Origin of the sequence: Paraburkholderia sp. Cy-641 (genome assembly GCF_011752945.1) — a bacterium.
GTDB lineage: Bacteria > Pseudomonadota > Gammaproteobacteria > Burkholderiales > Burkholderiaceae > Paraburkholderia.
The window spans coordinates 39,227-52,896 of the sequence record NZ_VWWM01000025.1; the positions used below are offsets into that span (position 1 = coordinate 39,227).

Genomic DNA, 13,670 nt, shown 5'->3' on the forward strand with positions numbered 1-13,670 from the left:
TCAAAGTTTGTTAAACGGGCTTGGCGGCTCTTTCAGTGGCGCCCTCATCGGCTTCGTGAGTCAGGCCGGCAACACCGGACGCATGCCGTCGAGCTTCATCTTGCTCCCGGGCGCGCGGCCCTTGCGCGCGCGCTTGCCGACGTGCGCCGCAAGCTCGGCGCCGGCCAGCTTCTCTTCGTCGACGCGGCCGCCGCGACGCGTGCCGATCAGCACCAGACCGGCCTTGTCGATCGCGAGCGCCTGCACGAGCGCCTCGTTGTCGTCGAGCGCCATCAGCGTGACGCCACGCCCGCCGCCCGAGAGCGTCTTCATCTCGTCGAGACCGAACACGAGCAGACGTCCCCCCGAAGACAGACACGCGACCTGCACCGCATAGGGCAGCATCGGCATCGGCGCGAGCGGCGCGGCGCCCGCGTCGATCGTCATGAACGCCTTGCCGGCCTTCACGCGGCTCACCATGTCGCCGACCTTCGCGATAAAGCCGAAGCCGTTGCTCGACGCGAGCAGCAGCGCCTGATCCGCCGACGCCGCGTAGTAGTGCATCAGATGGCTGCCCGATTCGAGTTCGATCAGCGACGTGACCGGCACACCGTCGCCGCGCCCGCCCGGCAGTTGCGCGACCGCGACCGAATAGACGCGGCCGTTGCTGCCCCACGCGATCAAGGTGTCGGGCGTGCGGCACTGGAACGCCGCATAGAGGCCGTCGCCGGCCTTGAAGCTGAAGCCCGCCGCGTCGAGCCCGTGGCCCTTCAGCGCGCGCACCCAGCCCTTCTGCGACACCACGACCGTGACTGGCTCGTCGACCACGCGCGCTTCGAAGGTCGCGCGCTTTTCCTGCTGGATCAGCGTGCGGCGCTCGTCGCCGTACTGCTTCGCGTCGGCTTCGATTTCCTTGATGAGTTGACGCTTCATCGCCGATTCGCTGCCGAGCAGTTCTTCGAGCTTCGCTTTCTCGTCGCGCAACTCGGCCAGTTCCTTCTCGATCTTGATCTTCTCGAGCCGCGCCAACTGACGCAGCCGGATTTCGAGGATGTCTTCGGCCTGGCGGTCCGTGAGCCCGAACGCGGCCATCAATGCGCTCTTCGGCTCGTCCGATTCGCGGATGATGCGGATCACTTCGTCGATATTCAGGAAGACGATCATCCGGCCTTCGAGAATATGAATCCGGTCGTCGACCTTCGACAGACGATGCTGCGTGCGGCGCGTGACCGTCGCGAAGCGGAACGCGATCCACTCGTGCAGGATTTCGCTCAAGCCCTTCTGACGCGGCCGGCCGTCGCCGCCGACCATCACCATGTTGAGCGGCGCGTTCGATTCGAGGCTCGTATGCGCGAGCAGCGTGTTGACGAACTCGGTCTGGTCGATGCGGCTCGACTTCGGCTCGAACACGAGACGCACCGGCGCATCCTTGCCCGATTCGTCGCGCACCGCGTCGACGAGCGCGAGCAGCGTCTGTTTGGTCTGCAACTGCTCGGGCGTGAGCGCCTTCTTGCCGAGCTTGATCTTCGGGTTGGTCTGTTCTTCGATCTCTTCGAGCACCTTCTGCGCGGCCGTGTTCGGCGGCAGTTCGGTGATGACGAGTTGCCACTGGCCGCGCGCGAGGTCTTCGATCTTCCAGCGCGCCCGCACCTTCAGGCTGCCGCGGCCGGTCTCATAAGCAGCGGCGATTTCCGCCTCGCTCGAAATGATCTGGCCGCCGCCCGGAAAGTCCGGGCCCGGCACGTGCTGCATCAACTCCGCATGCGAGAGCTTCGGATTGCGGATCAGCGCGACCGCCGCGCCCGCGACTTCACGCAGGTTGTGCGAGGGGATTTCGGTTGCGAGACCAACCGCGATGCCCGATGCGCCGTTCAGCAGCACGAACGGCAGACGCGCCGGCAGCACCCTCGGCTCGTCGAACGAGCCGTCGTAGTTCGGCATGAAGTCGACCGTGCCCTGGTCGATTTCGCTGAGCAGCAGCTTCGCGATCGGCGTGAGGCGCGCTTCGGTGTAGCGCATCGCCGCCGCGCCGTCGCCGTCGCGCGAGCCGAAGTTGCCCTGGCCGTCGATCAGCGGATAGCGCATCGAAAAGTCCTGCGCGAGACGCACGAGTGCGTCGTACGCGGACTGGTCGCCGTGCGGGTGATATTTACCGAGCACGTCGCCGACCACGCGCGCCGATTTGACCGGCTTCGCGTTGTCGCCGAGGCCCATCTCGTTCATCGCGAACAGGATGCGGCGCTGCACCGGCTTCTGGCCGTCGCAAACGTCCGGCAGCGCGCGGCCCTTGACCACGCTGACCGCATATTCGAGGTAGGCGCGTTCCGCGTAGTTGCCGAGCGTCAGAAAGTCGCCCTCCGGAGGCGGCGGCTCGTTGAAAAGGTCGAGAGTGTTATCGTCGTCCATCTAGATTCCGTATCCGTGTTTGGCTTGAAGTGTCGTATGCGGCGGTGGCGCTGAAGCTGCAACGCGGCGCTCAGATGTCCGCTTCCACTTCGTTGCCCTTCTCTTCGAGCCAACTGCGGCGCGACGCCGCTTCGCCCTTGCCCATCAGCATCGTCATGCGCGCGACGGTCGCGTCGTAGTCGAGTTCGCCGAGCGCGACCGGTTGCAGGCGGCGCGTGTCGGGATTCATAGTCGTGTCCCACAGCTGCTCGGCGCTCATTTCGCCGAGACCCTTGAAGCGGCTGATCGACCACTGGCTCTCGCGCACGCCGTCCTTGCGCAGCTTGTCGAGAATCGCTTCGAGCTCGCCTTCGTCGAGCGCATAGAGCTTCTGCGCGGGCTTCTTGCCGCGCGCGGGCGCATCGACGCGGAACAGCGGCGGGCGCGCGACGCACACATGGCCGCGCTCGATCAGTTGCGGGAAATGCTTGAAGAACAGCGTGAGCAGCAGCACCTGGATATGCGAACCGTCGACGTCCGCGTCCGACAGAATGCAGATCTTGCCGTAGCGCAGGTTCGACAGATCGACCTTGTCGTCCGGGTTATGCGGATCGACGCCGATCGCCACCGAAATATCGTGCACCTCGTTGTTGGCGAACAGGCGATCGCGCTCGGTCTCCCACGTGTTCAGCACCTTGCCGCGCAGCGGCAGGATCGCCTGGTACTCCTTGTCGCGGCCCATCTTCGCGGAGCCGCCGGCCGAGTCGCCCTCGACGAGGAACAGCTCGTTGCGCGCAATTTCCGTCGATTCGCAATCGGTCAGCTTGCCCGGCAGAACGGCCACGCCCGAACTCTTGCGCTTCTCGACCTTCTGCCCCGCGCGCGTGCGCGCCTGCGCCTGCTTGATGACGAGGTCCGCGAGCTTCTTGCCGTGCTCGACGTGCTGGTTGAGCCACAGTTCGAGCGCGGGCCGCGCGAACGACGACACGAGCTTGACCGCGTCGCGGCTATTCAGGCGCTCCTTGATCTGCCCCTGGAACTGCGGGTCCAGCACCTTCGCCGACAGCACGAACGACACGCGCGCGAACACGTCTTCGGCGAGCAGCTTCACGCCCTTCGGCTGCAGGTTATGCAATTCGACGAAGCTCTTGACCGCCTGGTAAAGACCATCGCGCAAACCCGACTCGTGCGTGCCGCCCGCGGGCGTCGGAATCAGGTTCACGTACGACTCGCGCATGAGCGGGCCTTCCTCGCTCCATGCAACGACCCATGCCGCGCCCTCGCCTTCGGCGAACGTCTCTTCGCTCGAACGCGAGCTTTCCGCGTAGCGCTCGCCCTCGAACAGCGGAATCAGCAGATCGCTGCCGTTCATGCCTTCGAGCAGATAGCCGCGCAGGCCGTCGTCGTATTTCCAGCTTTGCTGTTCGCCGGTTTTTTCGTTAATGAGTGTGACTTCGACGCCCGGCAGCAGCACTGCTTTCGAGCGCAACAGGCGCTGCAATTCGCCGAGCGGCAGGTTCGGCGAGTCGAAGTATTTCGGATTGGCCCATGCGGTCACGCGCGTGCCCGACCTCTTGTCGCCCTTCGCCGCGGCGCGCGTGACGAGCGGCTTCGCAACGTCGCCGTTGGCGAAGCTCAGTTCGGCGACCTTGCCGTCGCGCCACACGGTGACGTCGAGCCGCGTGGACAGCGCGTTCGTGACCGACACGCCGACGCCGTGCAGGCCGCCCGAGAACGTGTAGGCTCCGCCGGCGGCCTTGTCGAACTTGCCGCCCGCGTGCAGGCGTGTGAAGACGATTTCGACGACCGGCACGCCCTCTTCGGGATGCATGCCGAATGGAATGCCGCGGCCGTCGTCCTCGACCGAGACCGAATGGTCCGCATGCAGGGTGACCGTGATTTGCCGGCCGTAGCCGCCGAGGGCTTCGTCCGAGGCGTTGTCGATGACTTCCTGAATGATGTGCAGCGGATTCTCGGTGCGGGTGTACATGCCGGGTCGTTGCTTGACCGGCTCCAGACCCTTCAACACCTTGATCGACGCTTCGCTATACGCGGCGTTTGGCTTTTTCGTGGACATGATTGACTCGGTGCGTCTCGGTTCATCGTTGTCCACAGGTCCTGTGGACAGGTCCGTGGACAATACGTTGAGTTTTCAAAAAAAGCGAAACGAAACAACGGGGTTAGGCGAGGTGCCCGCGCTGCGGGCAAGCTGTTTTGTCGCGCGGCTTGCCGCTGGCGCACCCGCTCACGCGGTCTCGCGCAACCCGGTCGGCGCGCCTGCCGGGGCAGCCTGTTCGCGGGGTATTGTACTGATTTCGATAACGTCGGCAATTGACGGCGCGCGGAATTGGCCGTCCGGACAAGGCCCGCCAGGGCATGGAGACATGCGCGCGGCGGCGCGCACGAGGTGCGGAAAAGCGCTGCATGGCGCGGGGCGGCGGGCGCAGGCACGCCCGCCGCCCCGCGCCGAACCGGTTACTTGCGCCGGTTTTCCAGCTCGTCCCAGCGTTCGAGCGCAACCAGCAGCTCTTCGTCGATCTCGGCATAACGCTCGGTCAGACGCGCGCCTTCGCGCGCATCCCTCGCGAACACCGAGCCGTCTTCGAGTTGCGCGCCGATCGCTTTCTGCTCGGTTTCGAGGTCGGCGATCATTTGCGGCAGCGCTTCGAGTTCGCGCTGCTCCTTGAACGACAGCTTCACGGTGCGCTGCGCATTGCGGCCCGCGGCGCTGTCCTTGGCCGCGGCGTCCTTCGGCGCTTCCTTGCCCGCGTCCTTCTGCGCGTCGAGCGCAAGCTGCTCCGAGCGATCGCGCTGGGTCTGCCAGTCCGTAAAGCCACCGACGTATTCGCGCCACTTGCCCTCGCCTTCCGAGGCGATCACCGAGGTCACGACGTTGTCGAGGAATGCACGGTCGTGGCTCACGAGCAGCACCGTGCCGTCGTAGTCGATCAGCAGTTCTTCGAGCAGTTCGAGCGTGGGAATGTCGAGGTCGTTGGTCGGCTCGTCGAGCACCAGCACGTTGGCCGGCCGCGCGAACAGACGCGCGAGCAGCAGCCGGTTGCGCTCGCCGCCCGACAGCGACTTGACCGGCGAACGCGCGCGCTCCGGCGCGAACAGGAAGTCGCCGAGATAGCTCATCACGTGCTTCTTCTGGCCGTTGATTTCGACCCACTCGCTGCCGGGGCTGATGGTGTCCGCGAGACTCTTTTCGAGGTCGAGCTGCGCGCGCATCTGGTCGAAATACGCGACCTGCAGATTCGTGCCGGTGCGCACCTTGCCTTCGTCCGGCGCGAGTTCGCCGAGGATCGTCTTGAGCAGCGTGGTCTTGCCCGCGCCGTTCGGACCGACGAAGCCGATCTTGTCGCCGCGCATGACCGTGGCGCTAAAGCGGTCGATCACCGTGCGCGTGCCGTAGCGCTTCGTCACGTCCGTCAGTTCCGCGACGATCTTGCCGGACTTCTCGCCCTGACCGACGTCGAGCTTGACGTTGCCCTGCACGTTGCGGCGCTCGGCGCGTTCGTTGCGCATCTGCACGAGCCGTGCGATACGGCCGACGCTGCGCGTGCGGCGCGCCTCGACGCCCTTGCGAATCCACACTTCTTCCTGCGCGAGCAGCTTGTCGAACTTCTCGTTCTCGATGCGCTCGACTTCGAGCTGCTGCGCCTTGCGCGTCTGGTACGCCGAGAAATTGCCCGGATACGACAGGAGCCGCCCGCGATCGAGTTCGACGATGCGCGTCGCGACGCGGTCGAGAAACGCGCGATCGTGCGTGATGAACAGCAGCCCCGCGCGCAGCGACACCAGCAGTTCTTCGAGCCAGCGGATGCCGTCGAAGTCGAGATGGTTGGTCGGTTCGTCGAGCAGCAGCACGTCGGGCTGCACGACGAGCGCGCGCGCCAGCGCGACGCGCTTCTGCATGCCGCCCGACAGCGAGCCGACGCGCGCCTCGCCGTTCAGGCCGATCTGCTGCAGCGTGGTGGCGACGCGCGTGCCCCAGCTCCAGGCGTCCGTCGCGTCGAGCGACGATTGCAGCGTATTCATGCGCGCGAGCAGCGCGTCGTGTTCCGCGCCCTCGGGCGTGTCGGCCAGCTGATGCGCGACCGCGTCGTATTCGTCGAGCAGCGCGCGCGCCTCGGTGAGACCGGCGGCGACCGCGTCGAACACGGTGTCGTCGACGTCGAACTCGGGCTCCTGCGGCACATAGACCGTGCTCAGATGCTGTTGACGCGTGATGAGGCCGTCGTCGGGTTTGGCGAGATCGGCGACGATCTTCAGCAGCGACGACTTGCCCGCGCCGTTGCGCCCGATCAGTCCGACGCGCTCGCCCGCTTCGAGCGAGAAATCCGCGTGATCGAGCAGCGCGACGTGACCGAACGCCAGTTGGGCTCCGGTGATGGTGTAAAGCGACATGGGAATGGGAAAAGACAGCGATGAGCCGAAGCCGCTCATTGTACCGGGTGTGCCGGGTGTGCCGGGTGTGCCGGGTGTGCCGGGTGTGCCGGGTGTGCCGGGTGTGCCGGGTGTGCCGGGTGTGCCGGGTGTGCCGGGTGTGCCGGGTGTGCCGGGTGTGCCGGGTGTGCCGGGCGCGGAGCCGGTCGCCGGGATGTGTCCGGGGGGACACGCGAGGGAAGCGTGGGGAAGCGTGAGGAAAGCGCGGGCGAACTCGTACGAGCGACGCGCCATGCAACGCATGGACGAGGCACGAGCACGCGCCACACAAACTGCGCGGGCAGGCAGCGTGCGCGCCTGCCCTGCTTGCCGGAACGGCGGCTTATTTCACGTGCTTGCTCGACGTGCTTATTTCACGTGAACCGTGATCGTCTTGCTCATCTCGGGACCATACGAGCGATGCATGCCGTCGCCGAATTGCAGCGTCAGCGTATGGTCGCCCGACGGCAGCGTCAGATCGGTTTCGGTCTGTCCCTTGCCGAAGTGCAGCGACTTGTCGGTCGCGGGGATAACCTCGCCCTTCGGCAGCGGCTTGCCGTCGATCAGCAGATGGTGGTGCCCCGTGCCTTCCGTCATCGTGCCGGCCGGCGCGATCTTCATGCCGTCGAGACCGAACACGACATGCACCGGATTGCTCACCGTCGCGCCATCGGCCGGCTGCACGAAGTAGACGCTCGCGGCCTGCGCCACACCCGAAACGGCCAGCAGCCCTACCGCTGCGATACCTGCCAACCAACTGTTTTTAAACATCGTTTTCTCCTTTCAGAAAGGACAATCGCGCACGTGGTGACGCCACGCTCGCCTGAGGCGAATCGCCGCAATGCGTGCGAAGCACGCGGCGCGCCTGTCGAATGAAATAGCTGCGGATCAAGCATACACGCTGCGTATGACGAGGCCCGTCCATGATAGCGAAGGCGCGTTGCACGAGGCGTAGCCCGGGCCGTTCGAGGCCGGGGTGACGAATTCCGGTAATATTGCGGGTCGCCGCGCCGCCCCAAAAAGGGGCGGACCAAGCCGGCCATTGCATTGAAAGAGAGAGTACGTCGTGAGTGAAGTAATCGAAGTGACTGAATACAAGAGCTGGGTCTGCCTGATTTGCGGCTGGATTTACAACGAAGAAGAAGGCCTGCCCGAGGAAGGCATCGCGCCCGGCACGCGCTTCGCCGATATCGCCGAAGACTGGCGCTGCCCGCTGTGCGATGTCGGCAAGGCAGAGTTCGCAGTGGTGGAGTTTTGAGGCAGGCGGGTTGAATTGCACGGCGGCGCGGCACGCTTGGGCGTGTGAATAAGCGCCGCGCGGTTGGCACGGAGAAAGGCCATGCGGCCCGGCAGACGATGTCTGCCGGGCTGTTTGTTTTTGCGGAGTCGTGGGCAGGCGCTCCTTTTGCCGGAGCGGGTTTGATATACTTTGCCCTCGCTGGCGAATTTGGACTTCATGTCCTCGCGGATATCCGCTATATCCGCTTCGGTCCTCTCTCCCTGTAGTTCAATGGATAGAACAAGTGCCTCCTAAGCGCTAGATACAGGTTCGATTCCTGTCAGGGGGACCAGATAGCTTCCCAGCGTCTCCCAAGGTTTCCCAGAAAAGCCCCGTATGCCTTGCGCTGCGGGGCTTTTTGCTGCCATCATTGCCCAAGGTTGCCCAGTACAAACCAGATTCCTTGGGGGCATCGGTGGGGACATCCTTCCGATGCCCCAAAACTGATGCCCCCAAAACCATGCCTAAGCAGATTGAGCCGTTGAACGACATGCGGGTCCGCAAAGCGAAACCCGCGGACAAGCCATATCGGCTCGCCGATGGCAAAGGTCTCTATCTTGAGGTGATGCCGAACGGATCTCGATACTGGCGCATGAAGTATCGCTTTGACGACAAAGAGAAGCGTGCAGCTTTCGGCGTATATCCGGAGGTAACTCTTGCTGAGGCGCGGGAGCGATGCCTCGCCGCGAGAAAGCTCTTGGCCAGCGGCATCGATCCGTCAGAACAGAAAAAGGAAACGAAGCGCACACGCGCGATCGAAGCTACCTCCTCTTTTGAAGCCGTGGCGCGTGAATGGTTTGAATCGCAAAAGGGCGGATGGACCGACGTCTATGCCGGCAAGGTGATCAATTCGCTGGAGGTCGATGCGTTCCCCAAGATCGGCCCCAAGCCGATCGCGGACATTGAGGCGCCCCACATGCTGGAAATCCTCCGGGCGATCGAGGCACGCGGCGTACGCGAGACAGCGAAACGAGTAATGCAACGCTCCAGAGCCGTTTTCCAGTACGGCATCATGACCGGCCGTTGTTCACGCAACCCGGCCGCCGACATTGACGTCGAGACCGTACTGAAGAAAGGGCCTGGTGTTCAGCATATGGCTCGAGTCAAGCCGATGGAAATTCCGCAGTTAATGCGTGACATCGCGGAATATCAGGGCGAAGTGGTGACGCGCTTGGCTCTTCGCTTCATGGCGCTGACTTTTGTCAGAACGACCGAGATGATCAACGCAGAATGGACGGAGATTGACGAAACTCTGCCGGCTGAGTGGCGCATTCCGGCGGAACGCATGAAGATGCGTGATCCGCACATCGTGCCGCTCTCGAGACAGGCGCTTGAAGTGCTCTCGGAACTCCGTAGATTGTCCGGAAGCGAACGACATATTTTCTATAGTGTCCAGAGCCGCGGGCCGATTTCGAATAACACCATGCTCTACGCCCTTTACCGCATGGGTTACAAATCACGTATGACCGGACACGGCTTCCGCGGGCTGGCCGCCACCGTCTTGCGCGAGCTTGGCTACAGCCGCGAGGTTGTCGACCTACAACTCGCACACGCCGAACGCAACCAAGTGACCGCAGCGTACGTGCACGCGGAATTCCTTCCGAAGCGGAGGGACATGATGCAGCACTGGGCGGATTACTTGGACGCTGCCGCAGCCAAGCCACGCGTCGTTTTCTCGGCGGCATAGGTATTCAGAACTGTCCTGCGCTGGGCATCACGCGCCGGGACTCTTTGCCGCGTAAGCAAGCGGATCAGCCAAGTACAGATGAATCTCGCCGTTGTTCCATACCGTGCAACGAGACGACAATTGGATCGGACGCGGCGCCCGTCCGGCCAGACACAATTTTCGCCACGTTTCGCGCGAAACGCCGACGAACGGCTCGATCTGCTTCCATCGAGAATGCCCGACTAACGGTAGGGTGTCGATGTGCTTGTGCATATCACACCTCTCCGCCGGCTAGTGCCTCGCGGCCATACACTTGCTCGACCCATGTGCCGCGCCCGTCTCCGTGACCAAGCCACGTTGACACACCCGCCGCGGCCTCAGGGCGATCCATCCCGGCCGCCTTCATCCGGCGGAGATGCTCGGTCGCGTACGCGTACCGCAGGCTGTGCGGCGCGTTCTCGCCCGTCATTCCGGCCTTGCGCACCACGTAGTGGAAACGGTCCATTGCCCGCTTAAGGTCTGGCTTGCGCACCAGCTTGCCGCCAGATGCCTTTGCGAGATCGATTGCGCGCTCGACGAGCGTGGCCGCGCGATCGCGATCCAGCGGCGGGCTGCGTCTTGTCTTGCCGCCTTTCGTGCCGTGAATGATAGTCACGAACCCGTCGGTAGCAGGATTGCGCAGCGCGCGGTGCCAGTCAGCAAGCGACTTGACCGAGCGCACGCCTTCCTCGGCGCGCAGCCCGAAGTGCGCCATCAGCTCGAGCACCATCGCGATTCCGGGATCAATTGCGGCCACGATCGCAAGGTACGCATCGAACGCCTCGCTCATCATCGGGCGTTTGGTGCCAGCTCGGCTCGCGCCGGCGACGCCCAAGCGTGAGTTGGACATCCTGTCAGCGAACACGCGACGACTGATACCCTCAAGCGCGGTGCGTAGGTGCGCGAGGTTATTCGCTCGCGTGCGCTTTGTCAGGCCGCGTGACTCCATGTCCGCGGCCCATACCTCGACGTGCTTCTCCTTGATCCCGCCAGCCGTGTGAACCTGAAATCCCGCCTCCCAGACGCAAATGGCAAAACGCATGAGCGACTGGTCACGCCCCTTGCGGGTGTGATCTGCCTGTTTTCCGCGCGCCCGGCGCGCAGCACGGCACAGGTCGGCCGTAAGTGATTTGTGCGACATGCGTCCCCCGACAATCCAGTGGTTGCGGCTCGACCCCAGGTTGTCTCCCTCAATGGGCCACGGCGGGCCTGCGCTCAATGCGCAAGGAAGACAACGAACGGGGGCACGAGCCACGTGCTGGTGAGTTTGGGAGCGTGCTGCGTCGGCAGGCCGACGTAGCCTGCACGGACCTCGCCATAGGCGAAGGTCGCGGCAGGTGAGCGCTTCTCCCCGTTCGTTCCGTGAATTTGGCTAAGCGATCGATCAGGGGGCGCCAATGCCCTGACCGCGCGAATTGATAGGTGCTGGGCGAGCCAACACGGAATTGCAGAAGCCGCGGCCGCGCGCGCCGCCGCTCGTCACACGGACGAAGACGACAGACGCAACGAGGCGCGGCGTAGGCGCTGGGGAGCGCACGTCACGGATTGATTGCCGCGGAAGCGGCGAACGGGATTACACAGCAAGCCTGTCGCACGCAGCGAAAGACGAGCAGCACACGACGTCTATGGACGACGCTGTTGCACGATCCACCAGCAAACGATGGACGGATTTTGGGCGTAGTGCCCAACTTGAAAAAATTCATGGCGATGGAGTGACCCACCGCGCCCGCAGAGCGAGCTTCCACTTCATGGCTGCCGATCGCAGCTGATTTCGTCGATGCCTCATACCCGAGGCGAGGGATTTGCGAGCACAGAGTAATCGGAGACATGCAACTCCGCAACTAGTTTTTGCAGGCCGCGCGATGCCCGCAAACCCGCGTCGGACAATGGCGGTCGCGATTACAGAGTGACGCATATTCACTTTCACGACAGCATTGGTTCGGCCGGTGGTTTCACAAAGTGACGTGCCCTGCGCTGCCAAGCGACAGGACCTCGAAGCCGCCCAGTCATCACAAATGGACCTGCCAATCGCAATCGGCATTTCGCGCGAGACCTCTGGCACAATCGGCCCTCGCGCCGCCGCAGATCAACAGAATATCGCTCCGCGATCGCAGCCCTCGTGAACCTCACCGAGCGGTCGGCTGAGGCCCGCATTCCATAGAGCAAAGTGGACATTCAGCATGACAACTTCCGTAGAGTGGAGCACGCTTCAACAAGTCCACGCAGCTTGGGTGCAAGCGATCGGCTCCATTGGCGCAATCCTGGTCGCCATTCTGGTACCGGCGGCACTTTGGTTTCTCGATCGGCGGCGCGCCCGCAACGCCGAAGCCGCTCGCCTCAAAGCAGTCGCTGCGATCACAAGACTTGCGATCGACGCACTAGCGAGCCTCAGCAGGGAGGTGAGGCCTAACGGTCTTCCCGGTGTCACGGGTGTCACGGGTGTCAATGTTGAATTGCTGCATAGCGTGACGAACGCGGCCGATGCAGTCGACTCCATTGAGATCGAAAAGCTGGGCAGTGCGACGCTTGTGCTGAAAGTAGCCACCGTCCGGAGATGTATCCGTCGCGCTCGCGGGCTCGTTCCCGAGATGCTTCCGCCGACGGGCGAAGTCCTAATCGTTCCATATGACTTCGCGGCCCTACTGCACGGGGCGACGATCGCGCAACTCTCCATAGAGGAGGAGGTTTGCGGATGATGTGCCCCGTCATCGCTCAAACCTACCAAGGCCGCATGCGCAGCCACTCACGCCTGCAGTGCGACGGACTCATCGGCTTCAGCCGCGAATCTTGGCTTTGAGCTCGTCGACAGGGAGCCACCCGACGGGACGCTCCCACGGCACGTAGTTGTCGTAGAGCGCACGCTCATGCGGAGTCATCATCTCGCGACTCACCTCACCGCGAAACACGCGCCGGAGCAGGTCGCACCTGGCAACGCTGACGTCATCTGATCGGCCTTTGATCGAACCGCCCTCCAGACGTCGGATCCGCTCTCTAAGGAGCACCATGCTCTTTCTCCAATGCAGCAACGCGCCGCGCCAGATCGTCCGTCTCCACGATCTTCGCCTGCCCCTGAATGACAGCGATAACTGACTGGGCCTGATCCGCGGTCAATTGCCCGCGCGCCAGCGCATCGACGACAGCCTGTCCCTGCACGGCCAGTGATCCGGCGGGCAGAGCCACCGGGACCGGCGCGTCGGTTGGCCGAAGGCTGGGCACTATCTTGTCTACGCACAAGCGCAGCATCGCCGGGTCTCCGGCCAAGGCGAGATCGAGCACCTTATTCACGAGTTCCGGTGCGCGCGCAGCGAAAAGTGCCCGGAAGTCATCCCGACGATCGGTCCGACGGTCGCCTCGTGTCTTCGGTCGCCCTGCGGGATTGCCAGATTGCCCCTTCTTGAAAGCCATTGTTCCGTCGCTTGTTAATAACAGGAAACAGTGCACGCGCGATCGCGCCGCCGCGCGTGACATTGGGCAATCCCGCCACCACTCTTACTCCGCCCGAACAAAAGATCCGTCGTGAGCGAAGTACTTGCCGTCTTGTAGGTATCGGAGAGCTTTGCTCGAGCGGTCCTCGGCGCTGTAGATGGTCGCGTGCGGCCTCTCGGGATCGAACTTATACGGACTCTCCGACTTCGCTTCGGGCGCCGTCGAATGCGAGCCTAAAAACTCCAGCGTGCGCGCGTGAAACACGTTGCCATTCTGCAGGTAAGTGGGAACCTGACCCGGACCATAGGACTCGCCGTATTCCTTGGTGTCGTCGAACTTGGGTTGCTTAATCATCAGTAAAACTCCGTTAAGAAGGAAACAAACTTAAAATCGAACTAAGCGTGCTTGTGTGGCACCTCCTTCAGCGCGACCGTCCGACAGGCCGACAACAGGTCTATACTGCGTTCC

General features: G+C 63.5%; 12 protein-coding genes and 1 tRNA gene. 5 read left to right on the forward strand and 8 right to left on the reverse strand.

From position 1 onward, the window contains the following. Nucleotides 1-60: 60 nt before the first annotated feature. The 3 genes from parC to F3J20_RS16000 form a co-directional block, all read right to left on the reverse strand. Nucleotides 61-2,385, reverse strand: coding sequence for a DNA topoisomerase IV subunit A (parC, locus tag F3J20_RS15990; RefSeq protein WP_167050014.1), 2,325 nt, complete (start codon nucleotides 2,383-2,385; stop codon nucleotides 61-63). A 70-nt stretch (nucleotides 2,386-2,455) separates the two neighbouring features. After that, nucleotides 2,456-4,441: a DNA topoisomerase IV subunit B gene (locus F3J20_RS15995; RefSeq protein ID WP_167050016.1), complete on the reverse strand. Its 1,986-nt coding sequence runs from the start codon at nucleotides 4,439-4,441 to the stop codon at nucleotides 2,456-2,458. A gap of 398 nt (nucleotides 4,442-4,839) precedes the next feature. Next, entirely contained in the window at nucleotides 4,840-6,774 is a 1,935-nt protein-coding gene (locus F3J20_RS16000) for an ATP-binding cassette domain-containing protein (protein WP_167283893.1), read from the reverse strand. A 4-nt stretch (nucleotides 6,775-6,778) separates the two neighbouring features. Here F3J20_RS16000 and F3J20_RS32150 point away from each other — a divergent pair, with 4 nt between their 5' ends. Then, nucleotides 6,779-7,174 carry a hypothetical protein gene (locus F3J20_RS32150; protein ID WP_240162813.1) on the forward strand — a complete coding sequence of 132 codons (396 nt, stop codon included), beginning with the start codon at nucleotides 6,779-6,781 and terminating at the stop codon, nucleotides 7,172-7,174. On the opposite strand, the gene F3J20_RS16010 is transcribed toward F3J20_RS32150, so the two are convergent. Then, complete coding sequence (locus F3J20_RS16010; protein ID WP_167050021.1) at nucleotides 7,162-7,563, reverse strand: DUF4399 domain-containing protein; 402 nt, start codon at nucleotides 7,561-7,563, stop codon at nucleotides 7,162-7,164. The two genes, F3J20_RS32150 and F3J20_RS16010, sit on opposite strands and share 13 nt — an antisense overlap. 295 nt (nucleotides 7,564-7,858) lie before the next feature. On the opposite strand from F3J20_RS16010, the gene F3J20_RS16015 reads away from it, so the two are divergent. The 3 genes from F3J20_RS16015 (at nucleotide 7,859) to F3J20_RS16025 (ending at nucleotide 9,758) form a co-directional block, all read left to right on the forward strand. Continuing rightward, nucleotides 7,859-8,050 (forward strand): rubredoxin, encoded by a 192-nt coding sequence (locus F3J20_RS16015; RefSeq protein ID WP_167050023.1) that lies wholly within the window; start codon nucleotides 7,859-7,861, stop codon nucleotides 8,048-8,050. 238 nt (nucleotides 8,051-8,288) lie between these two features. Further along, nucleotides 8,289-8,363, forward strand: a tRNA-Arg gene (locus tag F3J20_RS16020). A gap of 168 nt (nucleotides 8,364-8,531) precedes the next feature. Then, nucleotides 8,532-9,758, forward strand: a complete 1,227-nt coding sequence (locus F3J20_RS16025) for an integrase arm-type DNA-binding domain-containing protein (protein ID WP_167283856.1) — start codon at nucleotides 8,532-8,534, stop codon at nucleotides 9,756-9,758. A gap of 27 nt (nucleotides 9,759-9,785) precedes the next feature. Here F3J20_RS16025 and F3J20_RS16030 read toward each other — a convergent pair whose 3' ends face one another. Together F3J20_RS16030 and F3J20_RS16035 are read right to left on the reverse strand one after the other, a co-directional pair. Next, the gene (locus tag F3J20_RS16030) at nucleotides 9,786-10,010 is read right to left on the reverse strand and encodes an AlpA family phage regulatory protein (protein ID WP_167283857.1); all 225 of its coding nucleotides are present in this window, start codon (nucleotides 10,008-10,010) and stop codon (nucleotides 9,786-9,788) included. Nucleotide 10,011: 1 nt separating this feature from the next. After that, complete coding sequence (locus F3J20_RS16035) at nucleotides 10,012-10,917, reverse strand: integrase domain-containing protein (protein WP_167283858.1); 906 nt, start codon at nucleotides 10,915-10,917, stop codon at nucleotides 10,012-10,014. Nucleotides 10,918-11,956: 1,039 nt separating this feature from the next. Here F3J20_RS16035 and F3J20_RS16040 point away from each other — a divergent pair. Next, nucleotides 11,957-12,472: a hypothetical protein gene (locus tag F3J20_RS16040; protein ID WP_167283859.1), complete on the forward strand. Its 516-nt coding sequence runs from the start codon at nucleotides 11,957-11,959 to the stop codon at nucleotides 12,470-12,472. 295 nt (nucleotides 12,473-12,767) lie between these two features. Here the strand turns inward: F3J20_RS16040 and F3J20_RS16045 are convergent, their stop codons facing one another. Next, nucleotides 12,768-13,244, reverse strand: a complete 477-nt coding sequence (locus F3J20_RS16045) for a DUF5681 domain-containing protein (protein ID WP_345889893.1) — start codon at nucleotides 13,242-13,244, stop codon at nucleotides 12,768-12,770. Nucleotides 13,245-13,265: 21 nt separating this feature from the next. Further along, nucleotides 13,266-13,556: a hypothetical protein gene (locus tag F3J20_RS16050; protein ID WP_167283861.1), complete on the reverse strand. Its 291-nt coding sequence runs from the start codon at nucleotides 13,554-13,556 to the stop codon at nucleotides 13,266-13,268. Nucleotides 13,557-13,670 lie beyond the last annotated feature (114 nt).